The sequence below is a fragment of the Rhodococcus sp. WY5 genome, from assembly GCF_018588185.1.
Taxonomy (GTDB): Bacteria; Actinomycetota; Actinomycetes; order Mycobacteriales; family Mycobacteriaceae; genus Rhodococcus_F; species Rhodococcus_F qingshengii.
On record NZ_JAAMPR010000001.1, the window covers coordinates 2307739 to 2331480 of the forward strand.

Genomic DNA, 23742 nt, shown 5'->3' on the forward strand with positions numbered 1-23742 from the left:
ACGATCGAATACGTGACCAGCAGACCTGCCGCAGATCCGCACCTGCAGGACCTCGCGCGACTACGACGTGTGCGAGACCGTATCGACCGGGAGTACGCGCGGCCTCTGGACGTGGAGGCGCTCGCGCGGGGAGTGAACATGTCTGCGGGGCATCTCAGTCGCCAATTCCGTCAGGCATACGGAGAACCGCCGTACGCCTACCTGATGACCAGGCGAATCGAGCGAGCGATGGCGTTACTGCGGCGCGGAGACCTCAGTGTCACGGACGTCTGCTTCGAGGTCGGTTGCAGCTCTCTCGGCACTTTCAGCAGCAAGTTCACCGAATTGGTGGGGGTTCCGCCCAGTGTCTATCGGCGCGAGGCCGAGCAGTCGACGGCAGGAATGCCGTCCTGCGTGTCCAAACAAGTCACCAGACCGATCAGGAATCGAGAAGCGCAGACCGCGCAGCCGCAATTAACGTGATCGCCATGGACATCACCATTCACTCGAGTTTCCTTCCGCAGGACGACCCTGAAGCCGCCCTGAACTTCTATCGCGACACGCTCGGCTTCGAGGTTCGCAACGACGTCGGCTACGACGGGATGCGTTGGATCACGGTGGGGCCGCCCGGCCAGCCCGGCACCTCCATCGTGCTGCATCCGCCGGCCGTCGATCCCGGAATCACCGACGAGGAGCGCCGCACCATCATCGAGATGATGGCCAAGGGCACCTACGGCGGACTTCTCCTGGCCACCAAAGATCTGGACGACACGTTCGAGCGGCTTCAGGCCGGCGACATCGACGTCGTCCAGGAACCGACCGAGCAGCCGTACGGCGTTCGCGATTGCGCCGTCCGGGACCCAGCGGGAAACCTGATCCGTATTCAAGAACTGCGCTGAGCCCGTCAACTGCGCTGAGACCGTCGGCGATCGACTGACAGATGGAGACACGATGACTGCCTTGCACACCGCAGACAGCCACGATTTGATCCGCGTGCAAGGCGCGCGGGTGAACAACCTCGAAGACATCAGTGTCGAGATCCCGAAGCGGAGGCTGACGGTATTCACCGGCGTCTCCGGTTCGGGGAAGAGTTCGCTGGTGTTCAGTACGATCGCCGCGGAATCGCAGCGGATGATCAACGAGACCTACAGCGCTTTCGTTCAAGGATTCATGCCGACGCTCGCGCGGCCGGACGTCGATGTTCTCGACGGCCTGACCACCGCGATCATCGTCGATCAGCAGCGGATGGGAGTCGACCCGCGCTCGACCGTCGGAACCGCCACCGACGCCAACGCGATGCTCCGCATCCTGTTCAGCCGTCTCGGAAAGCCTCACATCGGTTCGCCTCAGGCGTTTTCGTTCAACGTGGCCTCGATCTCCGGAGCAGGCGCGGTCACGATGGAACGCGGCGGACGTCAGACGAAAGAGCGTCGCAGCTTCAAGATCACCGGCGGCATGTGTCCGCGGTGTGAGGGACGAGGGGCGGTCAACGATTTCGATCTGACCGCGTTGTACGACGACACCAAGTCGCTCAACGAGAGTGCGATCACGGTGCCCGGTTACAGCATGGAGGGTTGGTACGGCCGGATCTATCGCGGCTGCGGCTTCTTCGATCCCGACAAGCCGATCAAGAAGTACACCAAGAAGGAACTGAACGATCTGCTCTACAAAGAGCCGACCAAGATCAAGGTCGAAGGCATCAACCTGACGTACACGGGTCTGATTCCGCAGATTCAGAAGTCGTTCCTGGCCAAGGACGTCGACGCGATGCAGCCCCACATCCGGGCTTTCGTCGAGCGGGCGATCACGTTCACCACCTGCACCGAATGCGACGGGACGCGACTGAGCGAGGGGGCGCGGTCGTCGAAGATCAAGGGCGTCAACATCGCCGACGCCTGCTCGATGCAGATCAGCGATCTCGCGGAATGGGTCAGCGGACTGAAGGAGCCTTCGGTCGCGCCGTTGCTCACGACGCTCGGTGAAACGCTCGACTCGTTCGTGGAGATCGGACTCGGCTACCTCAGTCTCGATCGGCCGTCGGGAACCCTCTCCGGCGGTGAAGCTCAGCGCACCAAGATGATTCGTCACCTGGGTTCCTCGCTCACCGACATCACGTATGTATTCGACGAGCCCACCACCGGCCTGCATCCGCACGACATCGCGAGGATGAACGACCTACTGCTGCGCCTGCGCGACAAAGGCAACACCGTGCTCGTGGTCGAGCACAAGCCGGAGACGATCGTGATCGCCGACCACATCGTCGACCTCGGTCCGGGTGCGGGTAGCGCCGGCGGAAACGTCTGCTTCGAGGGCACCGTCGAGGGCCTTCGTGCCAGCGACACCGTAACCGGCCGTCACTTCGACGACCGGGCCGCAATCAAAGAGACCGTGCGGGAGTCCACCGGAGCAATCGAGATTCGTGGAGCGAACTCACACAACCTCCAAGATGTAGACGTCGACGTACCGCTCGGCGTACTGGTCGTGGTGACCGGCGTCGCCGGGTCGGGCAAGAGTTCGCTGATCCACGGCTCACTCGCGAAACGCGAAGACGTGGTGTCGGTCGATCAGAGTGCGATCCGCGGCTCGCGTCGGAGCAACCCGGCGACTTACACGGGGCTGCTCGACCCGATCCGCAAGGCATTCGCGAAGGCCAACGGCGTGAAGCCGGCGCTGTTCAGTGCCAACTCCGAGGGCGCCTGCCCGACGTGCAACGGCAACGGCGTCATCTACAGCGACCTGGCGATGATGGCCGGCGTTGCCACTCTCTGCGAGGAGTGCGAGGGCAAGCGCTTCCAAGCCGAGGTACTCGAATACAAATTCGGTGGCAAGGACATCAACGAGGTTCTCACGATGTCGGTGGCCGAGGCCGAGGAGTTCTTCGGCGACGGTGAGGCCAAGACCCTCGCTGCGCACAAGATCCTCGTCCGACTGGTCGACGTGGGGCTCGGATACCTCACGATCGGCCAGCCGTTGACGACGCTGTCGGGCGGTGAGCGTCAGCGCATCAAGCTGGCAACCCACCTGGGTGAGAAGGGCGGCGTGTACGTCCTCGACGAGCCGACCACCGGACTGCACCTGGCCGACGTCGAGCAGTTGCTCGGCCTGCTCGATCGACTCGTCGATTCCGGTAAGTCCGTTATCGTCATCGAGCACCACCAGGCCGTGATGGCGCACGCCGACTGGATCATCGACCTCGGCCCTGGAGCCGGTCACGACGGCGGTCGGATCGTCTTCGAAGGCACTCCCGAGGAGCTCGTCGCCGACGGCTCCACACTCACCGGAAAGCACCTCGCGGCATACGTCGGCAGCTGACCGGGCTCCTACCTCAGGCGTCGATACCCAGGTTGATGACGGCGAGGTAGGGCCCGTCCGATTGCTTTTCGACGGTCATGAGGCCGGTGTCGTCGTAGATGCCGTCACTGGCGTTGTTCGTGTTGTTCTCACGACCGGTGTGCTCGCTGTACGGGGACTGCGAGTACACCTCGTCGAGAAGGGTCTCGTCGAAGAAGGTCTGCGACGTGAGGACCGTCTTCTTGTCGATGTGAACCTTGACGTGGATGTGGGTGGTGCGGCCCATGTACCAGCCGGGGAAGATCGTGGTGAACTGTGCGATGCCGTTTGCATCGGTGGTCTGCGCCCCGCGCAGATAGGTGCCGTCGTCGGTGGTGGTGGCTTCGGTGTCGCCGACGCTGTACGAACCGTCGGAGGTCTCACCGGACCCTCCCATACCACCGCCCATTCCGCCTCCGGGTGCACCTGACGGAGGTTCACCCATCCCGCCGGCCGGGGGAGTTCCGCCGCCACCGCCGCCGCCGCCGTTGGCGCTCAGCGAACCGGATTCGAAGCCGGAGTACACGCCGCCGGCGTCGCAGTGCCAGATCTCGACGACGGCGTTACTGACCGCGCCGATGCTGCCGTCGACGTTGCACTGGCTGTTGTCCTGCACGCGCATCGCAACCTGCAGCGTGGTGCCCGGACGGTCCTCGCGGATGTCGCCGCGAATGGAGTCGACGTCGAACCAGTAGGGACCCTGCGTCTCTTCCTTGCTCATGACGCACTGCGGTGCTTTGGCCAGAAGTGCGGTGACGGCATCGCCGGACGTGGCCGCTGCGGAAGCGCCGGAAGTGGTTGTCGTCGATGCAGCCGCGGCCGAAGTCGTCGTCGCGGTGCCACTGTTACCGGAACAGGCTGCGATGAGCCCGCCGAGACTGATGGTTCCGCCGAGAGCGAGGGCCCGTCGACGGCTCACGCGTAGCCTGCTCGCTTCGATGTCTTTGTTCACGCCGCTGTACCTCCATTGTGTGGGCTGTTGTCTCAATGGTGGACGGGCGACCTGGTGCGGAACTGGTTATCCGCTGTGAACTTGCTGGGAGAGCATCTGGATGCTCGAGGTGGCCCGTACGTAGACCTGTCCGCCGGCGTCGACGATGCGCGTTTCGATCAGCGCGAGCCTGCGCCCGGCACGAATCACGGAGGCCTCGGCGCGTAAGACCGGCCCGCCGATGTCGGGTGAGCGCAGGAAGTCGATCTTGTGGTCGAGGACGCGATAGTCCTGGTCGACGCTGGTCAGGGTCTGGGCAGACAGGCCAGTGATGGCGTCGACTGCCGAGATGAGGACACCGCCCTGAACGGCGCCCAACGGGTTGGCCATCCAGGCCACGGGTGCGAACTCACCGACGACGGAACCCGGGGTCACGTCGACGACAGCAAGATCGAGGAGACCGGCGAGTGGACCGCGTTCGAGTTTGCCGTCGCGGATTCCTTCGACGACGTCGGACCCGGACAACCCGCTCAGGTTGCTTGTCTTCTCCGGCGTCGGGACGGGCAGCGGCTCGCCCTCCACGTAGTCGTCGATTCCCACGACGGGGGGACGCGAGACCACCATGGCGCGACCGGCCATCACTGCCAGAAGGGTGCCGTTCTCGTCGCGAAGTTGCCCGGATGCGAGTCCGACGCCGTCGTCGAGATGCACGAGTGTTCCGGTGGCACCGACGTCCGCGACGTCGGGGATGTCGGCGCCCGCACTGACCGTGACCTGCGCGAGGACGGACTGATGGCCCGAGGTCAGTCCCGAGTACACCGCGCCGCCCATGGCACCGTCGATCATGACTCCGATGGAACCGAGCACGGTTTTGCCACGGTGATCGTGGAATCGCTCGCCGACGGCCTGCGCGAAGGCCAGGTCCCCGGGCTCGACCGAAACGGCGCGCACACCCATCAATGTGTTGAGTGGGTCAAGCTTCTTGACGGACGCGGCGGAGTTGTCGATGCTCATCCGTCGAGTATCTCCAGCGCGCCGAGTCCTGCCGAGACCGGGTCTCAACCACCGATACGTGAATGCATCTCCCAGACGAGGACTTCGGCCCCGGCGTCGGAGGTCAGCTGCTGGCCACCCGAATCGCTCAACCGGACAGCATCGCCCTCGTACAGTGTGCCGACGCCCTCCATCTCGGCAGTGCCCTGCGCGACGAAGACGTGCAGGAACCGTGCGCCCGGAAGATTCACGGAGGTGCCCGGCAGAATGCGTGCGACATGCATGGCGGCGTTCTTGTTGTTGATGCGAATCGCCGAATGATCCTTGTAGCGCTCCATCCCGGAGGCAACCGGGATCAGACCGCCGCGCAGCAGTTCGTCGTCGATCTCGAGCTGTTCGTAACCGGGGGTCAGTCCACCTTCGTCCGGTACCACCCACATCTGAATGAAATGCACGGGGTCGGAATGCTGTTCGCCGCCGATACGCCACGAATCGTTCTTCTCACTGTGCATGATTCCGGTACCGGCGCTCATGCGCTGGGCGAGTCCCGGATAGATGACGCCGGTGTGGCCGATGGAATCCTGGTGCACGAGCGAACCGCGAAGCACCCAGGTCACGATTTCCATGTCCTTGTGCGGATGGGTGTCGAAACCGGTTCCCGCCAGTACGGTGTCGTCGTTGTTGACGAGCAGCAATCCGTGATGAGTGTTGTCCGGATCGTAGTGCTGTCCGAACGAGAACGAATGTTTCGAATCCAGCCAGGAGACGCGGGATTTCAAGCGATCGCCGGAGCGGTGCACATCGATGTGCGGTGTCGTCCGTGGGGCCTGTGCTCGACCAGATGCCATGGCTCCTCCTTCTGTACCACCGGGATCCACCACAATCGGGATCCGCCACGACCGGCATCCACCCTACGACGAACCTGCTGTGTAGTCCGAACATTGGGCGTACTCGGTGGTGTCGTCAGTTCGTCGACGCGTGCATCTCCCACACGAGTATCTCCGCATCGCCGATTCCCTCGACTCGTTGACCGCCAGTATCCTTGAGTCGCAACGAATCTCCCGGACCGAGCAATCCGACTCCCTCGACGTCGACAGTGCCACCGGCGATGAAGCCGTGCACGTACGGCGCATCCGGGAGAGATACCGACCCACCGGTCTCGAGGCGAGCAACATGCAGTGCCGCATGTTTGTTGTGCAAGCTGATCGCGCTGTGGTCGCGATGCGCGGGCATCCCCGACGCCAGGGTGATCAGGCCACCGCCGTCGAGTTCGGAGTTGATGTCGAGTTCCTGATAGCTCGGAGTCACTCCGGATTCGTCCGGGGGTATCCACATCTGGACGAGGTGAACGGGCTCGGTGACACGTGAGCCGTCGGCCCGGAAGCGATCGTTGCGCTCGGAGTGCAGGATTCCGGTACCGGCGCTCATTCTCTGCGCGAGTCCGCGATGGATGACTCCGGAGTGCCCAGCGGAATCCTGGTGAACCAGAGATCCGCTGAGCACCCACGTCACGATCTCGGTGTCGCGGTGCTGATGAGTGTCGAAACCGTAGTCGGCTTCGATGATGTCGTCGTTGTTCACCAACAGAAGTCCGTGCGCGTACGCGGCGTGATCGAAGTTTCCGGCGAAGGGGAAACTGTGACGCGCCGTGAGCCAGCCGTAGTTGAGACGCGCACGTTCGTCAGCTCGCTGGACGACTACCGACGACATGTCAGCTCAGCGTCTCGTGTGCCGCCGGGATGGATCCCAGGCGTCCGGCCTGGAAGTCCTCGAAGGCCTGCATGACCTCGGACTTGGTGTTCATGACGAACGGCCCGGCCATCGCGATGGGCTCACGAATCGGTTTGCCGCCGAGGATGAATACCTCGAGAGATTCGGTCCGTGAATCCTGGCGATCGGAAGCGGCGACGGTGATGGAGTCACCGCGTCCGAAGACAGCTGTCTGTCCGACACGAATGGGCCGACGCTCGGCCCCGACCGTGCCTTCGCCGGCGAGGACGTAGACGATCGCGTTGAACTCGGGGTTCCACGGAAGCGTCAGGCTCGCACCCGGGGCCACAGTCGTGTGGGAGAGCGCGATGGGTGTGTACGTCGATCCGGGTCCGGCGTGGCCGGCGATGTCTCCGGCGATGACGCGTACCAAGGCTCCGCCGTCCGGCGAGGAAAGCAGGGCCACCTTGTTACCGGTGATGTCCTGGTACCGCGGAGATGCCATCTTGTTGTCGCGAGGCAGGTTGACCCACAGTTGGACGCCGTGGAAAAGGCCGCCGCTGAGGACGAGGTGCTCCGGCGGAGTTTCGATGTGGAGGATGCCGCCACCCGCGGTCATCCACTGGGTGTCGCCGCCGCCGATAATGCCACCGCCACCGTTGGAGTCCTGGTGCTCCATGATGCCGTCGATCATGTAGGTCACGGTTTCGAAGCCGCGGTGCGGGTGCCACGGTGTGCCCTTGGGTTCTCCGGGTGCGTAGTTGACCTCGCCCATCTGGTCCATGTGGATGAAGGGATCGAGGGCGGAGAGGTCGATGCCGGCGAAGGCGCGGTGAACGGGAAAGCCTTCACCTTCGTATCCGACCGGTGCGGTGGTGATGCTCTTGACGGGGCGGTCGACTGCTGACTCTGCCGGCTCGTCGAGACGGGGCAGGGCCAAGATGTTCTCGACTGTCACAGCAGGCATGTCGTACTCCTTGTATCCGTGAAGCTGATGTCAGGTAGTTGATTGTTCAACTATCTCATTCGGAGTCAACAAAGTCGAGCCCCGGGTATTCCCGGGGCTCGACTGGTGTTCGGATCAGCGCAACATGCTGCCGAGGGTTTTTGCCGCTGCCATGACCTCGGCGCCCAGCGCTGCTTGGTCCTCGGAGTCGAAGACGGAAATTCCGAGGCTGGAGATGGCGTCGCGGCGTCGGCCGGGGATCACCGCTGAGATTCCCAGGACGGACGGGATGACCTCGCCGACGGTCACTGCGTAGCCGCGTGCGCGTGCCGCCGTCACTTCCTCTCGTTCCCCGCTCGTCGGCGGGAGTGAGGCAAGGATGGAAAGCCCGGCGGAGCCGCGGTCGATCGGATCGACCTGCCCTGGATGAAACGCGACGTGAACCTTGGCGCTGCGCGGTTCGACCACCATCAGCGCGCGCACTTCGGTATCGCTCTCGCGGACCACCAGGTGCGCTGTCGCCTCGGTGGCCTCGGCAAGTTCTTGAAGTATCGGGCGAGCGAGAGTGCGCAAATCCTGTTCCACCGGTTCGGCGAGGGTGACCAGGCCGGCGCCGAGAGTGACGCGCTTGAAGGAGTCCTTGCGGCACAGGTGATGAGCCTCGAGCGTGCGGATCAACCGATGTGCGACAGTCCGGTGGACTCCCACTCCGTCGGCAATGTCCGTGACTGACAAACCGTGCGGATAGGACGTCAGGAGTTCCAAGATCTCGAGTCCGTGGTGCAGCGTTTTCGACATGCTCGAGTCCACTTGAACTGCGCTTTTGCGCGGTCGGTGTTCCTCGCTCAGCTCTGACATCAAATCCCTTTCTTGACGTTTGTGAGGTATGCCACCTACGCTTTGAACATATCGCACAGTGTGTGCGATTATCGCACACTTTACGGAGCTGCACAACCTTCGGGTGGATGCAGCACAGCGTGTTCGGAGAGAACCTTCATGAGCAACTACAGCGTCGTGGCAACGGAGGATGTTGCCGCAATTCACCAGCTGTACGGCCACCAGAGTCATTGCATAGACTCTGGGCGCCAGCAGGATTGGGCGCAGACATTCACCGATGGCGGTGAGTTTCATTCCCCCAGTTATCCGGAACCTGTGGTCGGTTTCGACGACCTTGCGGCTTTTGCTGCTCGCTTCTTCGCTGCGGCGGAAGCTGCCGACGAGGTGCATCGCCACGTTCTGACCAATCTCGTCGTCGAGGCGGTGGACGAGAGTGCTCTCACAGTGCACGGGTACCTGCAGATCGTTGCCACCGCTCGCGGCGGAGACTCGCGACTGGTGCGGATGACAACTGTCACAGATCACGTGGTGCGGGTCGGTGAGGGGTGGAAGATCGCCCGCCGCACCGTCTCCCGCGACGACGCGCCCCGAGCGTCCGAACAAGCTTGAAGTACCGAAATGTTTCTTGCACAACAATATTCAGTAGGAGAAGTACATCATGACCGAAAGCTCTGACCAGACGAACCCGGGCCGTACCGTTGTGACGCAGATGTCGGCGGTGTACCCGGAGTTGGCAGGCAAGGTCGCAGTGGTGACCGGCGCGGCTCAGGGTATGGGTGCGACGTTCGCCGAAGGACTGGCAACGCGCGGCGTACATGTCGTCGGCGCCGACATCAACGAAGAGCAGATGCTCGCCACGGCCGCACGAATCAACACGGACCTCGAATCGAATGCACTGGCGGACAAGCCGGGTCGCGTCGTCGGAGCTCGGGTCGACGTCACCAAGCCCGACGAGCATGAATTGCTTGCGCAGTTGGCGTTGAAGGAGTTCGGCCGGGTCGATTTCTGGATCAACAATGCGGGTATCTTCCCGTTTGCGCTGGCCGAGGAGATCACCCCGGAGCAGATCGGCGCAACGCTGAGTGTCAATGTCGAGGGAGTGCTCTACGGTGCTCAGGCGGCGGCACGTCACCTCGGTCCCGGCGGCGCCATCGTCAACATGTCTTCGGTGTCTGCGCTGCGTGTGCGGAAGGGGAGAGGCGCATACTGCACGTCGAAAGCTGCCGTTGCGCACCTCACGGAGTCTCTCGCAGTGGAGTTCGGCGACAAGGGTATTCGGGTCAACTCCATTGCACCCGGCTACATCGACACGGCGATGACGAAGTGGGTCCAGGAAGATCCGATCGCGCTCGCGAACGCACTCGACGCGGTACCACTGCATCGTCTGGGCTCGCCCGAAGAGGTCTTCGGCCCGCTGCTGTTCCTGCTCTCGGACAGCGCGCGTTACGTCACCGGGCACAGCATTGCGGTGGACGGTGGTTCGCGGCATGTCTGAGTCCACGACATATCCCGGCGTCGTTCTCGTTACCGGCGGTGCTGCCGGGATGGGGGCGCATCACGCGCGCACTCTCGCCGCGCGCGGTTCGCATGTCTGCATTGCCGATGTTTCGGATTCATCCGGCGTGGTCGACGACATCGTCGCCGCAGGCGGATCGGCATCCGCTCATCTTCTCGACGTCACCGATGCCGATGCCTGGGACCGGGTTGTCGACGAAATTCGCACCACCCGTGGGGAACTCGGCGGACTGGTCAACAATGCCGGTATCTCGCGTCGGCTCGAATTCATGGACACCCCGAACGACATCTGGGAGCTGACCATGAAGATCAACCTCTTCGGCCCGTTCTACGGTATGAAGGCGGTGGCGCCGCTGATGCGCGAGAGTGGTGGCGGATCGATCGTCAACATCTCGTCCATCGCCGGTCAGATCGGATACTTCTCTCCGGCTTACTCGTCGAGCAAGTGGGGTCTGACCGGTCTGTCGAAGTCGGCCGCAGGCAACTTCGCGCAGTGGGGGATTCGCGTCAACTCGGTGCACCCGGGACTGGTCGGTACGGCGCTGCTCGGCGGCGCGAACGACTTCGTCGCCGCGTCACTGAAGTCGGTTCCCTTCGGACGCATGGGAACTCTCGACGAGATCACCGAAGCAGTGCTGTTCCTGCTCTCGAACAGTTCGACCTACACCACCGGTACGGAACTCACTGTCGACGGCGGGTTGGTGTCGAACGGTCTTTACCACCGCATCATCGCGGAGACTGGAGAACTTTCATGACCGAACACTGGGACGTCGTTGTCATCGGTGGCGGCGGAGCAGGTCTCGCCGCTGCGGTGTCGGCAGCTGAAGAAGGCGCATCCGTTCTGCTGTTCGAATCCGAAACCGAACTCGGTGGATCCACCGCGCTGTCGGCCGGTATCTTCACGGCCGCCGGAACGAGCGTGCAGGCCGGCCTCGGAGTCGACGACTCGGCAGAGAAGTTCTTCCAGCACTACATGGACCTCAACCAGTGGATGCTCTCACCCGGATTGATTCGTGCATTCTGCGAAAACGCCGGTCCGACACTGGAATGGCTCATCGGACTCGGCGTCGAGATTCCCGCGGCGATCTCAGGTAACGCTCACCAGCCGGGACTCGCCCAAGCCGGCGTCGAGGACGTCTGGCGCGGCCACGTGCCCAAGGATCAGGGATACGGACTGATTCAGGTGCTGGACAAGGCTCGTCGTAAGCACGGGATCGAGGTCATCTTCGGAACACGGGTGCAGAAGCTGATCGAGGAAGACGGTCGGGTTGTCGGTGTTGTCGCCGACGACATCGAGGTGCCTGCGGGCGCCGTCGTTGTTGCCTCCGGTGGATTCGCGCAAGATCCGGGTTTGGTGGAACGCCACTTCCCGGACGCGAACAAGGCCGGAGAGGCCTTGTTCGTCGTCGCAGCCGAGGGGAGCCGCGGAGACCATCTTCGTTTTGCCGAAGACCTCGGTGCTTCCCTGGCGGGCGACGGCTGGGGTCTGATGCTGCCCACCGTCTACTTCCAGCGATTCCACCACTGGCAGGCCGGCTTTCCGCCGAAGTCGCGGATCTACGTCAACCAGGACGGCCGTCGTTTCATGGACGAGGACAGCTCGTACGCGGTCTCGACCGGCATCATCGACCATCAGGGTGGATACGGTTGGATGATCTTCGACGAGAACGCTCGCGTGAATCTGGCTCCAGGATATGCGGATTGGAATCCCGAACGCATCGAGGAAGAAGTTGCCGCCGGTGGCACGATTCGTGCGGACACGATCGAAGACCTCGCAGTGGCTACGGGTGTTCCGGTTGCGACGTTGGCGCAAACCCTGCGTCGATGGAACGACCAACTGCCCAGCGGTCACGACGACGACTTCCTCCGCCATCGCACGTTGCGGAACAAGGGTGCCGTCGGCAATCCGGATCCTATTGCGACAGCTCCGTTCTATGCCGCGAAAATCCTTCCGGCAGAGCTCGTCTGTACGCATGCGGGAATGGAGATCAACACCGATGCGGCCGTGCTCGGCAGCACCGGAGTACCTATCGAGGGTCTGTACGCCGCAGGTGAGGCCGGCGCCGGAATCCTCGGACTGAGATACGTGGGCGGCGGCAATGCGGTTGCCAACGCTTTGACCATGGGCCGCGTAGCGGGACGTAATGCGGCGAATTACACCAGGACCAGCGCTGAGAGCGCACCGGTCCATTCCATCGCGCACTCCTGACGTCCGACGTCTGCGCGGCACCGAATCCAGTCAGTATCCAATCCAGGCAGGGAACAACATGTCAGAGAATGAGACCATGGCGAGAGCCGAATCCACCGAGGGCAGCAGCGTGGCAACCGAACGACAGTCGACGACGAAGGTAATTCGCGCGGCCATCGTCGGTACCGTCGTCGAGTACTACGACTTCGGTATCTACGGATACATGGCCACGACGATCGCCGCGCTGTTCTTCGTTTCCCATGACCCGAACGCAGCACTGCTCGGTACCTTTGCAGCATTCGCCGTGGCCTTCTTCCTACGCGTGCCCGGCGGCATCTTCTTCGGCCACATCGGCGACAAGTACGGCCGCAAGAACGCGCTGTCCTGGACCATCCTCCTGATGGTTCTCGCGACAGCCGGAATGGGCCTGCTGCCGACTTACGCCACGTTGGGTGTGTGGGCGACGTCCATCCTGGTTCTGGCTCGTTGCCTGCAGGGCTTCGCGGCTGGCGGTGAACTCGGCGGCGCCAACGCGTTCGTCTCCGAGTCCGCTCCCAAACGGTGGCGTGCGACGCAGACCTCGATGGTCAATACCGGCACCTACCTGGGTTCGCTGGCAGCTTCGCTCATGGCCCTCGGCCTGACGTCGGTGTTCTCGCAAGAGCAGATCCTCGAATGGGCTTGGCGTATCCCGTTCCTGCTCAGCCTGCTGATCGGTGGCATCGGTATCTGGATCCGCAGCCAGATGGAAGACACTCCTCAGTTCGAAGAACTGCAGGACAAGGGTGAGACCAAGAAGCTTCCCATCCGTGAGTTGCTCAGCACCTCCGGTGGCAGCGTCGTCAAGATCATCCTGCTGGGCGCACTCATCACCGGCGGTTACTACATCGCCTCGGTGTATGCCGCGACGTACCTGCAGACCACCGGCGGTCATTCGTCGCGCGTTGCTTTCCTTTCCACCTCTCTTGCACTGGTTCTCGGCGTCATCACGTTGCCGATCTCGGGATACATGGCAGACAAGTACGGGCGTCGGCCGGTGCTGTTCGCCGGTAGTGCCGCCGCAGTGGTTCTCGGAATCCCGATGTTCATGATGATGGCCGGTTCTGGCATCTGGCAGGCGGTTGTCGGTCAGTCAGTGCTCTTCATCTGCGTTTCCGTTGTCAACGGTGCTTCGTACGTGACCTATGTCGAAATGCTGAAAGCATCTGTGCGGTACAGCGGTCTGGCATTGGGTAACAACGTCACCAACATGTTCCTCGGTGGCACCGCGCCTTTCATCGCCACCTATCTCATCAGCTTGACCGGTAACTCTCTCGCTCCGGCTGGATACTTCGTCTTCTGTGCGGTGATCACCCTCGTCACGGTCTTCTTCATCAAGGAGACCAAGGGTGTTGAACTGCAGGTTGATTGATCATCGGGTAGAACAGGAGCCTGACCGTGTCCCTCGCTGACAAGCAAGAAATCACCGAAGTTCTGTATCGCTACGCTCGGGCCGTCGATCGGAAGGATTTCGACAGCGTGGCCCTCTGCTACTTCGACGACGCGATAGACAACCACGGTGGTTACATCGGAACCGTCGACGGGCTGATCGAAGACATGAAGCTCAGACACAAGACGATCGACTCGTCGATTCACTGCATTTCCAACATACTGATCGACGTCAACGGCGATGTCGCTCATTGCGAGTCGTACTGTTTGTGCTTTCTGCGGCAAGAGCGTTCCGGTACGGATACGGTGCAGACGCTTGCGACGATCAAATGCCGTTACGTCGACAGGTTCGAAAGGCGCCATGGTGAATGGCGAATCGCCGATCGGATTGTCGTGTTCGACGAATCCCGTGAAGACGTGATCGAGAACATCCTGTCCACGGACTGGGTGACGCAACGTCGATCCTTCGACGATCCGGTGTACACCAGGAAGCCTTGACCAGTAGTGCAGACGAAGGCCTTCACACACATCGTGTGTGAAGGCCTTTCGCCTGTTCACTTCTCGTGTCAGCCCACTGCGCCTGGTGCGGCGACCTCGGTCAAACGGCCGTCCGAGAGCCTGAGCCAGCGTTCGACCTTGACCTCGGCCAGGAATCTCTCGTCGTGGCTGACCACCACGAACGCCCCCTGATATGCATTCAGGGCACTTTCGAGTTGAGCAACGCTCACCAAGTCGAGGTTGTTGGTCGGCTCGTCGAGAAGAAGCAGCTGCGGGGCCGGATCGGCGAAGAGAACGCACGCCAATGTAGCCCGCAGTCGTTCACCGCCTGAGAGTGCAGCGACGGGAAGATGAGCACCCGCACCCCGAAAGAGGAAGCGCGCCAGGATGTTCATGCGTTCCGGTGCCGGTAGGCCTGGAGCAGACAAGGCAAAGTTCTCTGCGACGGTGCGTGCGGGGTCGAGTAGGTCGAGCCTCTGCGACAGGTATGCCACTCGACCGTCGGCTCGCGTGATCTCACCGGAAGTCGGCGCCACATCCCCGTTGACGATGCGTAGCAACGTCGACTTTCCGACGCCGTTCGGCCCGGTCAACGCGATACGCTCCGGTCCTCGAATGGCCAGGTCGATTCCGGAGTCGGCGAAGATCGCATGATCACCGAACGCGAATTGCATTCGCTCACCGAGGAACACCGTCCGGCCGGCGGGTACATGTGTGCCAGGCAATTCGAGTGAAATCGTCTGGTCGTCTCGAAGAGCGCGGCCCGCTTTGTCGAGTCGGTCCTTCGCCGCGTCGACCCGGGCGAGGTGTGTCTCGTTGGCCTTGCCTGCCGACTCCTGAGCATTGCGCTTCATGGTCCCCGCAAAGATCTTGGGCAAGCCCGCGTTCCCGAGATTGCGGGCAGCGTTACTTGCGCGTCGCGAAGCACGTTCTCGGGCCTGCTGCAGTTCGCGCTTCTCGCGCTTGACCTCTTGCTCGGCGTTGCGGATGTTCTTCTCCGCCACTTCGCGAGCCGAGCGTGCCGCGGCTTCGTAGTCGGTGAAATTGCCACCGTAGAAGCTGATCTCGCCGCTGTGAAGTTCGGCGATGCGGTCCATGCGGTCGAGTAGTCCTCGATCGTGACTGACCACCAACAGACAACCACTCCAGTCGTCGAGAACGTCGTAAAGCCTGCGGCGCGCGTCCAGGTCGAGGTTGTTGGTGGGTTCGTCGAGGAGAAGGACATCGGGGCGTCGCAGGAGTTGCGCCGCCAGTCCGAGCGAGACGACCTGCCCGCCGCTCAGAGTGTCGAGGCGACGATCGAACGTCATGTCGGCCAAACCGAGTCGACCGAGTTGGGCTCGCGTTCGTTCCTCGATATCCCAGTCGGACCCGATTGTCGTGAAGTGTTCTTCTCGTGTGTCCCCGGATTCGACTGCGTCCAACGCAGCGAGCGTCGGGGCGATGCCCAAGACCTCGGCAATGGTCAGATCGCCCGTCAGTGGCAGGTCCTGCGGAAGGTATCCGAGAACGCCGTCGACGGACACACTGCCGGCGCGCGGCCGCAACTGGCCGGCGATCAATCTGAGCAGAGTGCTTTTCCCGACGCCGTTCTGGGCCACCAGCCCGGTTCGGCCGCCGGGCACGGTGAATGACAATTCGTCGAAGACCGGAGTGTCGTCCGGCCAGGCAAAAGACAGATTCGAGCAAACGATGTAGGTATCGGACATGAATAGACCTCAGGTGTTGTGCGGGCGCGGCAACGCTGCTCCGCGAAGAGTCGGGTAAGTGAACGACAACATGGCCACGACGGCAGCGCTCCGAGGCGTCTGCCGGTGGCCGTCATGCCCGGTTTTATCCGGAGATGTCGAGTTCACCAACCATGTCTGATCCTTTTTGGTCTGTGTTGTTTCATCCGACGATAACAGGAGCCGGTATCTACATACGAGCAATACCGGCGCAGAGAAGTTCGACCAGTCGTCGATACACCCGATCCGGGTCGGTGCCGGCCGGTTGTCCCTCTACCGATTCGAGGATGCAGAAGCCGTGCAGCGCACTGCGAAGAGACCACGCCGCCTGCTCCGAATCATCCGGGCTCAGACCGTATCCCGCGATCACCTTGTTGATGACGTCGACCACCTCGCCGACGGCGGAGACCAGATCGGGATGCGGAGCAGTGGGGTAGCGGTCGGTGATGGCGTAGAGCCCGGGGTGTGCTCGGACGAACGCACGCCATGCGTCCGCGAGCGCCATGACGGCGTCGTCGCGCGAGAGACCGACCGCGGCGGCACGCAGTTGTTCGGCGAGAAGGCTGCGTGCGAGGAGGCTGAGTTGATGGTGGACGTCGTCGACCCCGTCGACGTGTTTGTACAGCGCTGACTGCCGGACGTCGAGGGTCTCGGCGAGTTGACTCAGTACCAGAGCGTCGGCGCCTTTGCTGTCGACCAGATCGGCTGCGGCAGCGATCACGCGTTCACGGGTAACCGGAGTTCTCATGCACGCATCTTCCCTGTATGACAGGCTTCGCGTCGGTGATACATTATCACTATGAGTGATGAAGTATCGCCACGCGAGCTGTCCGGCGATCAACTACGCCGTCGTGACCTGCGCGTAGTCGTCACCGGTGCATGCATCCTCGGGTTGACCTCGGTGCTCTACGAACTCTCAGGAGTGTCTCCGTCGACGGGTGCATTCTTTCGGTGTCTCTATGCGCTCATCCCTCTCGGCATGCTCGTGCTCGTTCAGCGTCGTCGGTCACCCCGGCCTTCGGTCTCGGCGCCCTGGATCGTGAAGTCTCTACTTGCCGGCGCGTTCCTCGGAATCGATCTGGTGCTCTGGCACGAGTCGATTCATTCGATCGGGGCAGGTCTTTCGACTGTGATCCTGAATTTGCAGGTGCTGTTCGTCGCAATCCTCGGCTACGTTGTCCTGCGCCAACGGATCGGCCGGGAACTGGTCGCCAGCCTTCCGTTGCTCTTTGTCGGAGTTGCTCTGGTAGCCGGGACGAGCACAACGCTCACCGGGTCGAATCCTGCTGTCGGAGTGTCGTTTGCCGTGATCGCCGCAGGCGCGTACGCGGTCTACATCTTCCTCATGGGTCTGGCTACTCGGGCGGCGGGCAGAACGGCGTTGCCGATGTTCGTCTCGACGGGAGCCACTGCCCTCACGGCAGGTGCATACGGCCTCGTGAGTGGAACTTTGGATCTGACCCCTTCGCTCGTAGCTCAAGGCTGGCTTGTGCTGCTCGCGTTGGTATCTCAGGTGATCGGGTGGCTGCTGGTAGCCAGCGCCAGTCAGCGTCTGCCTGCAAGTGCAGTCGCCGCCAGCCTCGTGTTGCAATCGGCGTCAGCACTGTTGTTCGGCGCAGTGCTGCTTGCACAGACCCCAACTCTCGTCCAACTTGCGGGTGCCGGAATGATTTTGGCCGGAGTGGTTGTGGCGACGCGGATACCCGCGAAGAAATCCTCGACGACTGTTGTCGGAAAACGAATGGAGACAAGCGTATGACCACTGCGGCTGACCACATCTACATCAACGGCGACATCAGGGCCATGGACGGTGCGGTCGGCGACAACGCGACCGCTGTGGCAGTCAAGGACGGCAGATTTGTCGCCCTCGGAACTGACGCCGAGATCGCGGCGCTGACCGATTCCGAAACCTCCGTTGTCGATCTCGCCGGAGCGGTGGTTGTGCCGGGGTTCATCGAGACGCACCTTCATCCGATGATGTGGGGTTTGATGCTCAGTGGGGTCGACGCAACGACGAGTACGTGCCCGACCATCGAGAAGTTGATCACGGCGTTGGCCGCGCGGGCCGCGATCACACCAGTTGGCGAGCCCATCGAAGCGTGGGGCTTCGACGACAGCCTCGTGGCGGAAGATCGAGGCCTGACCGTAGCTGATCTGGACAAAGCCTCCACCGAGCATCCGATCCTGGTGCGGCACTTGTCTGCTCACGGGATCTATGTCAACTCGGTCGCACTGGAGAAGGCCGGAATCGATGCCACCACGGTCGATCCGGAGGGTGGTGTCATCGTTCGGGACAGCGACGGTGTACCCACCGGTGAACTGTGCGAGGTTCCGGCAATGTCTCTGGTGCACGGACTTGTTCCGGATATGAACCCGGATGCGTCCAAGATCGCGATGCTGCGGGCGCAGGAAGTCATGGCGTCGGTGGGCGTGACGAGTTTCCACGACATGTACGTCACGGCCGAGATGTACGAGGCGTACCGGCAACTCGACGCCGATGGTGACTTGAGGCTGCGTGCGCGCCTCTATCTCGGCCACGGGGTTCACGATCAGTTGGGTGAACTCGCCGATCCGACCGAGCGAGTTCGTGTGGGCGGCGTCAAACTCATTTCGGACGGGTCGATTCAGTTGCACACCGCTGCGCTGACCGCGCCGTACCACGATCTGGGCGGATGCCACTGCGGCGGAATGGCAATCCCGGCAGGCGCGCTCGGGGCACTCGTCGAGGAACATCACGCTGTCGGCCGACAGGTTGCGATTCATACCAACGGTGATCAGGCCATCGATTTTGTATTGGACGCAATTGCAGCGGCACGGACGGCGCACCCGGACATCGAAGTTTCGCATCGACTCGAGCACGTTCAGACGTTGCGGGAAGATCAGATCGCGCGGATGGTCGAACTCGGGGTGGTGGCGTCGATCTTCGTGAACCACGTCTACTACTGGGGTGACCGGCACCGCGATCGTTTTCTCGGACCGGGTCGCGGCGAGCGGATCAGCCCCGTGGCGTCGGTCGTGGCGGCGGGGCTTGCCTACGCGCTGCATTGCGACTGCCCTGTCACTCCAGTGAACCCGCTCTTCACGATGAACACCGCCGTACATCGTGTGACGCGAGAAGGTCGCGTTCTGGGTGCGGAGCAACGGGTTTCCGCGTCCGAGGCGCTGGCCGGCTACACAAGCGCAGCCGCTCGTCTCACCGGTGAGTCATCGGACAAAGGTCGGATAGCGGTGGGACTTTTGGCGGATTTTGTTGTGCTCGACGGAGATCCGCTGCGCAGCGATTCGACAGACTTGAATGAACTGTCGGTCCTGCGCACGGTTGTCGGAGGTGAGACCGTCTTCGGGGCGTAGATGCTCGTCGTTTTACCTTGGGATTGGGTGCCGGTAGTCAACTCCTTACCGGCTTCGCAACTGTAGATGCACGTGGGCCGGGGAGCGAATTTGCTTCCCGGCCCACAGCTTTGGATGCAGAACGGGCAGTCGCGATTCGATGGTCGGACAAAGTTATTGGTGGAGTGCTGGTTTCGGAGCGCGCGAGAGTTTGTCCTGGCCGGCCGATCCGGCGGGGCGCAGCGATCGATGGCGCCCGTGTCCGTGGCGCTAGTGGACGAAATGCGGGGGTCTCGAAACGGCTCGATCCTTCTGTTTGCTCGAGGGTCGCTGTTCTCGGCGAGTTCGTTCGTGGATTCCCGGACATACCAAGAGTATCTAGAACTTGTTCTTGTTTGGATCGGAATGAATCGCCCGTTCGATCGCAGAACACTTTTCGGTAAATAGTTGTGATGCACAGCTAACTATTTCTAACGGTACTGGTCAGGGTGCAGAATTAGCCCTTGAGGGGTGTCGAAATTCCTTCTGAACGTTTGACCAGTAAAACCGCCACAAAAGCTGATACGTGTGATAAAAATTGATCCGAAGCGGAGCGGTTGCTATGTATGAGCGAGGGCATGCACAGCGTCACGGTTCGGCTCGCAAGCTTTCTGCAACATGTTTGGCACCGATGGCGGATGTACCTCGTTCCGCCATCTCTTCACCCAATGCCCGGCAACGGGACAGACGAAATGAGTCTTCACATGCCTCGATTTTTCCCGGTCGGGGACGGACGAGAATCCCGTCTCCCCCGGCGCGCCACTGCTGTGTTGGCGGCTCTGCCGGCTGCACTGCTCCTCGCGACCTCGGGTGCGCTGCTTGCACCTGGTAGCGCCGCGGCCGCCCCGGGCGACGACATCACCGACCAGTGCCTGGAGATGTCCCAGAACGGTGGACCCTGGGTGAAGCCGGCGGCCTTCGATCCCAGTGGAACCGACTACATCCCGATCCCCGGTGACGAGGGCACGCAGTTGGCCTTCAATGTTCGTAATGTCTGCGACCTTCCTGCCACGCTCACTCTTTTCAGTGAGAGCTGGTCCGTCTCGGGCGGCGGCACTGCGACAGTGCGGGGCAAGCTCGACGGTCAGGTCGGCCAGCAGTTCGTGATCGGGCCGAATGCGAATTCGTCGACGCGGATCGAGCTGGTGAAAACGCCTCTCGCACAGAACGCCAACGTGATGGCTGGTTTCATGATCGGCATCCCTGCCGGCGAAGTTTTGCAGGGATACGAGATCAACCCCGGCTGGGGTCTCGTCCTGGTGGAGGGCGAGCCCGTCGTTGTTGCTCCCAGTGCGCCGACCGGTTTGACTCTGGGTTCGGCCGAAGTAGAGGCGGGCACACCCGTCAAGGTCTCCGGCAAGGCAGAGCCGAACAGTACCGTCACCGTGACCGGAGGCGGCGCCACCTGCACCGCCACCGCGGATACGAGTGGGAACTTCAGCTGCAACCTGACGATCACCACGCCCGGCAGTCATCCGATCACCGCCACTGCGACAAATGAGGGTGGGACCAGCCCGGCCTCTACCGCGGTGACGGTGAAGGTCACGGCGAAAACCACCGATCCGGGTGGCAGCAGCAGCGGTTCGCTCGGAAGTAGCACCGGTTCGCTCGGAAGTCTCGACCTGTTCGGCAGCCTCGGCGGATAACCACTCCGGCCCAACCGGCCACTTAGACCTCGCGATGCGCGGGGCGATCTCGACCATCTCCGCGCATCGCCAACCTTCTCGGTCACCGAATTCAATTCGGCGGCTTCATTTCCCATGCCCCTTCCTGGGGCTGTTTCACCGGAGTGCACATCCGCACGGCCCGGGCTCAACCAAGCGCGTCGGATGTCCCGCCGCGAACTGCACAGGAGGAATACCAGATGAACAAGACCACAAAGGGTGCCATCGCCGCAGGTGCGGCTGCTGTTCTGCTCGCAGGTGGTGCCGGAACCATGGCTGCGTGGAACGCGTCGACCGGCGCTGGCGGAAGCCAGACCGTCAATGCCGGCTCGATGACGATCAGCGAAGCGGCCGGCTCCGGCGTATGGAAGCTCGGCGCGAACACGTTCAACCCGGCCAGCGACAAAATTGTCCCCGGTGACGTACTCACCTACACCGCCACGTACAACTACACCCTCGTCGGCACCAACCTGAAGGCGACGCTGACACCTACCGTCGGCGGAATCTCCGGGGCTCTCGCGAGCAAGCTGGAGGTCGCGACTGCCGGTGGTCAGAACGCGAGCGTCTCCGCGGGCACTGGCACGCGCGATATCACCACGACGATCACGTTCAAGCCGGACACCACCAACACGGACGGCGCTGGCCAGGCAGCCACGCTGTCGGGAGCCTCGGTCACCCTCGAGCAGACGCTCACCCCGTAGTTAATCCGTAACCAGAAGAAGGTCACGTGAAGACCCAATACAAATGGGCGATCGCAGCGTCGTCGGTTCTGCTCATCGGGTTCGTCTCGGTGCAGCAGACCGGCGCGCTGTGGCGCGATACCGCAGAATCGACCGGCGGCACTATCCAGGCAGGCATGCTCGATATCTCTGCCGGCGGTGAAGGGGTCAAGCAGTTCAACCTCGATGGGTTCAAGTTGGACAACAAGGGCCCGGGCGACAGCATTCAGATGCCTCTGCCGGTGATCAACTCCGGCAACGTGCAAATGAACTACGTGCTTTCCGATGTTGTACTCAACGGCGCGACCCCACCGCCGCTGAGCCTGCGCGTGGCCAAGGTAGCCAACGAGGCGGCCTGCACCGCCACTGGCGACGTGGGCACTGAGCTCTACAACGGTGCCATGGACGGCGCGGCCTTTTCCGAACAGCTGGTTCCGGCCGGGCAGATGCAGGTGTTGTGCCTGCGGGCCACGTTGGGCCAGGGCGCGGCAGCGAGCCAGCAGTCCAACGCGACGTTCACTTTCGACGCAAGCTCAGTGAGCCAGTCATGACCGTCACCGCGAGAAGCCGGCGTGCAGGCGAACGTGCCGAGTATCGACCCCGGCACAGCGCACACGTGGAAACATCTGAGCGGCAACATGATCCCGAACAAGGCGGAGACGACAAGACCACCCTATGGTGGTGGACTCGCACCATCGTCTCGTGGGTACTGCTGCTGCTGATGGTCGGCATTCTCGCGGTGATGGTCGTTATCCCTCGACTCACCGGCTCCACCGCGTACACGGTTCTCACCGGTTCGATGGAACCGACCATGCCCCCTGGCACGCTCATCGTGGTCAAGCCGACCCCCAACGAGGATCTGACCACCGGGGACGTGATCACGTTCCAGCCCGTCTCCGGCGATCCAGCGGTGGTCACCCACCGCATCGAAGGCATCTATTACACGGGGGAAGGGGAGCGTCGCATCCACACTCGCGGCGACAACAACCCCGTCGCCGACTCGTGGTCGCTGGTGCCCGAGCAGATCCGTGGTCGGGTCATCTACTCGGCGCCGTATCTGGGCCGGGTGAACTCGGTGATCAAAGGGCAATCGCGTTCGATTCTCACCACAGGCGTAGCTGCGGGCCTGGCTGTATATGCCGTGTGGATGGTCGTCAGTGGCATCCGCGACAAGCGGGGCAAGGCCGGTGACGACGAAAGTGGCACAGACCCGACTCTTTCCGGTCCTGAACTCGGCGCGCCGGTATTGCCCGCCGATCCATCGGCACCAACCTCCGAATCGAAATAGGACAGCAGAATGTCTACAGAACAGAAATCGGGCGGCGACGCGCGTCTCGGGGCGCGGATGCGAAGCCGTCTGGGCGAGACCGGTTGGATACGGACCCGGGCCGTGCTCTCACTGGGCATGGTCCTGGGCCTCGGAGCGGTCGGCACGATGGCGGCGTGGTCCGACAGCGCTACTGCGACCACCGGCATGTTCAGCACTTCGTCGGTCCAGCTGAAAGTCGACAACCAGCGGCCCGCACACCAATTCACCGAACTCAAGCGCAACAGCATGCTGCCAGGCCAGAGTGAGGCCGGGGCATTGACGGTTCAGAACACCGGAACTGCCAACTTCCAGTGGGCGGTATCGGCAACGGCCACGGGTTCGTCCGCGCTGATCGGGAAGCTCAAGGTTTCCCTACATCAGACCGGCGCCAACGACGGCAGTACCTGTTCAGGACCGATCATCGGGACGCAGCAAGCGTTCTCCGGGAACCCGACACTCGTCTCTGGCCGATCACTCGCTGCCGGTGTTTCGGAGCAGGTGTGCATCAAGGTGACCGTCGATTCGACCGCGGGTCAGACGGAGCAGTTCAAGATCGCCGATCTGGGCTTCAACTTCACCGCAACGGGGCAGTGATCATC

24 protein-coding genes are annotated in these 23742 nt (G+C 62.4%); 16 read left to right on the plus strand and 8 right to left on the minus strand.

The features are described from left to right. Positions 1-12 precede the first annotated feature (12 nt). Genes G4D79_RS10730 through G4D79_RS10740 form a run of 3 tightly spaced genes read left to right on the plus strand, consistent with a single transcriptional unit; the run spans position 13 to position 3291 of the window. Entirely contained in the window at positions 13-462 is a 450-nt protein-coding gene (locus G4D79_RS10730) for a helix-turn-helix transcriptional regulator (protein WP_030535180.1), read from the plus strand. Between the two features lie 5 nt (positions 463-467). Then, positions 468-878 carry a VOC family protein gene (locus G4D79_RS10735; RefSeq protein ID WP_003940539.1) on the plus strand — a complete coding sequence of 137 codons (411 nt, stop codon included), beginning with the start codon at positions 468-470 and terminating at the stop codon, positions 876-878. A 52-nt stretch (positions 879-930) separates the two neighbouring features. Then, positions 931-3291 carry an excinuclease ABC subunit UvrA gene (locus G4D79_RS10740; protein WP_099697553.1) on the plus strand — a complete coding sequence of 787 codons (2361 nt, stop codon included), beginning with the start codon at positions 931-933 and terminating at the stop codon, positions 3289-3291. A 13-nt stretch (positions 3292-3304) separates the two neighbouring features. On the opposite strand, the gene G4D79_RS10745 is transcribed toward G4D79_RS10740, so the two are convergent. From G4D79_RS10745 to G4D79_RS10770, 6 genes are all read right to left on the minus strand, one after another. Continuing rightward, on the minus strand, positions 3305-4261 hold the full coding sequence (locus G4D79_RS10745; protein ID WP_099697554.1) for an intradiol ring-cleavage dioxygenase: 957 nt from the start codon (positions 4259-4261) through the stop codon (positions 3305-3307). Between the two features lie 66 nt (positions 4262-4327). Next, complete coding sequence (locus G4D79_RS10750) at positions 4328-5254, minus strand: PaaI family thioesterase (protein WP_099697555.1); 927 nt, start codon at positions 5252-5254, stop codon at positions 4328-4330. 44 nt (positions 5255-5298) lie between these two features. Further along, on the minus strand, positions 5299-6081 hold the full coding sequence (locus tag G4D79_RS10755) for a pirin-like bicupin family protein (protein ID WP_003940511.1): 783 nt from the start codon (positions 6079-6081) through the stop codon (positions 5299-5301). Between the two features lie 115 nt (positions 6082-6196). Next, positions 6197-6943, minus strand: a complete 747-nt coding sequence (locus G4D79_RS10760; RefSeq protein ID WP_099697556.1) for a pirin-like bicupin family protein — start codon at positions 6941-6943, stop codon at positions 6197-6199. 1 nt (position 6944) lies between these two features. Continuing rightward, the gene (locus tag G4D79_RS10765) at positions 6945-7910 is read right to left on the minus strand and encodes a pirin family protein (protein WP_007731415.1); all 966 of its coding nucleotides are present in this window, start codon (positions 7908-7910) and stop codon (positions 6945-6947) included. Between the two features lie 114 nt (positions 7911-8024). Further along, positions 8025-8747, minus strand: coding sequence for an IclR family transcriptional regulator (locus tag G4D79_RS10770; protein ID WP_003939719.1), 723 nt, complete (start codon positions 8745-8747; stop codon positions 8025-8027). A gap of 138 nt (positions 8748-8885) precedes the next feature. Here G4D79_RS10770 and G4D79_RS10775 point away from each other — a divergent pair, with 138 nt between their 5' ends. The 6 genes from G4D79_RS10775 (at position 8886) to G4D79_RS10800 (ending at position 14355) form a co-directional block, all read left to right on the plus strand. Further along, positions 8886-9335 (plus strand): nuclear transport factor 2 family protein, encoded by a 450-nt coding sequence (locus tag G4D79_RS10775; protein WP_054781475.1) that lies wholly within the window; start codon positions 8886-8888, stop codon positions 9333-9335. A 49-nt stretch (positions 9336-9384) separates the two neighbouring features. After that, positions 9385-10221, plus strand: a complete 837-nt coding sequence (locus G4D79_RS10780) for an SDR family NAD(P)-dependent oxidoreductase (protein WP_007731420.1) — start codon at positions 9385-9387, stop codon at positions 10219-10221. Beyond that, on the plus strand, positions 10214-10996 hold the full coding sequence (locus G4D79_RS10785) for an SDR family NAD(P)-dependent oxidoreductase (protein ID WP_037128614.1): 783 nt from the start codon (positions 10214-10216) through the stop codon (positions 10994-10996). The genes G4D79_RS10780 and G4D79_RS10785 overlap by 8 nt, the downstream gene beginning before the upstream one ends. Next, positions 10993-12450 carry an FAD-dependent oxidoreductase gene (locus tag G4D79_RS10790; RefSeq protein ID WP_003940616.1) on the plus strand — a complete coding sequence of 486 codons (1458 nt, stop codon included), beginning with the start codon at positions 10993-10995 and terminating at the stop codon, positions 12448-12450. Before G4D79_RS10785 ends, G4D79_RS10790 begins: the two co-directional genes overlap by 4 nt. A 76-nt stretch (positions 12451-12526) precedes the next feature. Further along, on the plus strand, positions 12527-13840 hold the full coding sequence (locus tag G4D79_RS10795) for an MFS transporter (protein ID WP_007731424.1): 1314 nt from the start codon (positions 12527-12529) through the stop codon (positions 13838-13840). Between the two features lie 26 nt (positions 13841-13866). Then, positions 13867-14355, plus strand: coding sequence for a nuclear transport factor 2 family protein (locus G4D79_RS10800; RefSeq protein WP_065455223.1), 489 nt, complete (start codon positions 13867-13869; stop codon positions 14353-14355). Positions 14356-14423: 68 nt separating this feature from the next. Here the strand turns inward: G4D79_RS10800 and G4D79_RS10805 are convergent, their stop codons facing one another. Together G4D79_RS10805 and G4D79_RS10810 are read right to left on the minus strand one after the other, a co-directional pair. Beyond that, positions 14424-16064: an ABC-F family ATP-binding cassette domain-containing protein gene (locus G4D79_RS10805; protein ID WP_030535189.1), complete on the minus strand. Its 1641-nt coding sequence runs from the start codon at positions 16062-16064 to the stop codon at positions 14424-14426. A gap of 208 nt (positions 16065-16272) precedes the next feature. Further along, positions 16273-16830, minus strand: coding sequence for a TetR/AcrR family transcriptional regulator (locus tag G4D79_RS10810; protein WP_099697557.1), 558 nt, complete (start codon positions 16828-16830; stop codon positions 16273-16275). Positions 16831-16881: 51 nt separating this feature from the next. On the opposite strand from G4D79_RS10810, the gene G4D79_RS10815 reads away from it, so the two are divergent. From G4D79_RS10815 to G4D79_RS10845, 7 genes are all read left to right on the plus strand, one after another. Beyond that, positions 16882-17841, plus strand: a complete 960-nt coding sequence (locus G4D79_RS10815; RefSeq protein WP_064113427.1) for a DMT family transporter — start codon at positions 16882-16884, stop codon at positions 17839-17841. Next, on the plus strand, positions 17838-19433 hold the full coding sequence (locus tag G4D79_RS10820; protein WP_099697558.1) for an amidohydrolase: 1596 nt from the start codon (positions 17838-17840) through the stop codon (positions 19431-19433). The genes G4D79_RS10815 and G4D79_RS10820 overlap by 4 nt, the downstream gene beginning before the upstream one ends. 722 nt (positions 19434-20155) lie before the next feature. Beyond that, on the plus strand, positions 20156-21097 hold the full coding sequence (locus G4D79_RS10825; RefSeq protein WP_003939877.1) for an Ig-like domain-containing protein: 942 nt from the start codon (positions 20156-20158) through the stop codon (positions 21095-21097). Between the two features lie 218 nt (positions 21098-21315). Then, positions 21316-21816, plus strand: coding sequence for an alternate-type signal peptide domain-containing protein (locus G4D79_RS10830; RefSeq protein WP_003939763.1), 501 nt, complete (start codon positions 21316-21318; stop codon positions 21814-21816). 26 nt (positions 21817-21842) lie between these two features. Then, complete coding sequence (locus tag G4D79_RS10835) at positions 21843-22385, plus strand: hypothetical protein (RefSeq protein WP_019745195.1); 543 nt, start codon at positions 21843-21845, stop codon at positions 22383-22385. A gap of 65 nt (positions 22386-22450) precedes the next feature. Then, positions 22451-23122, plus strand: coding sequence for a signal peptidase I (locus G4D79_RS10840; protein ID WP_233405572.1), 672 nt, complete (start codon positions 22451-22453; stop codon positions 23120-23122). Positions 23123-23131: 9 nt separating this feature from the next. Further along, the gene (locus G4D79_RS10845; RefSeq protein ID WP_021332053.1) at positions 23132-23737 is read left to right on the plus strand and encodes a SipW-dependent-type signal peptide-containing protein; all 606 of its coding nucleotides are present in this window, start codon (positions 23132-23134) and stop codon (positions 23735-23737) included. Positions 23738-23742 lie beyond the last annotated feature (5 nt).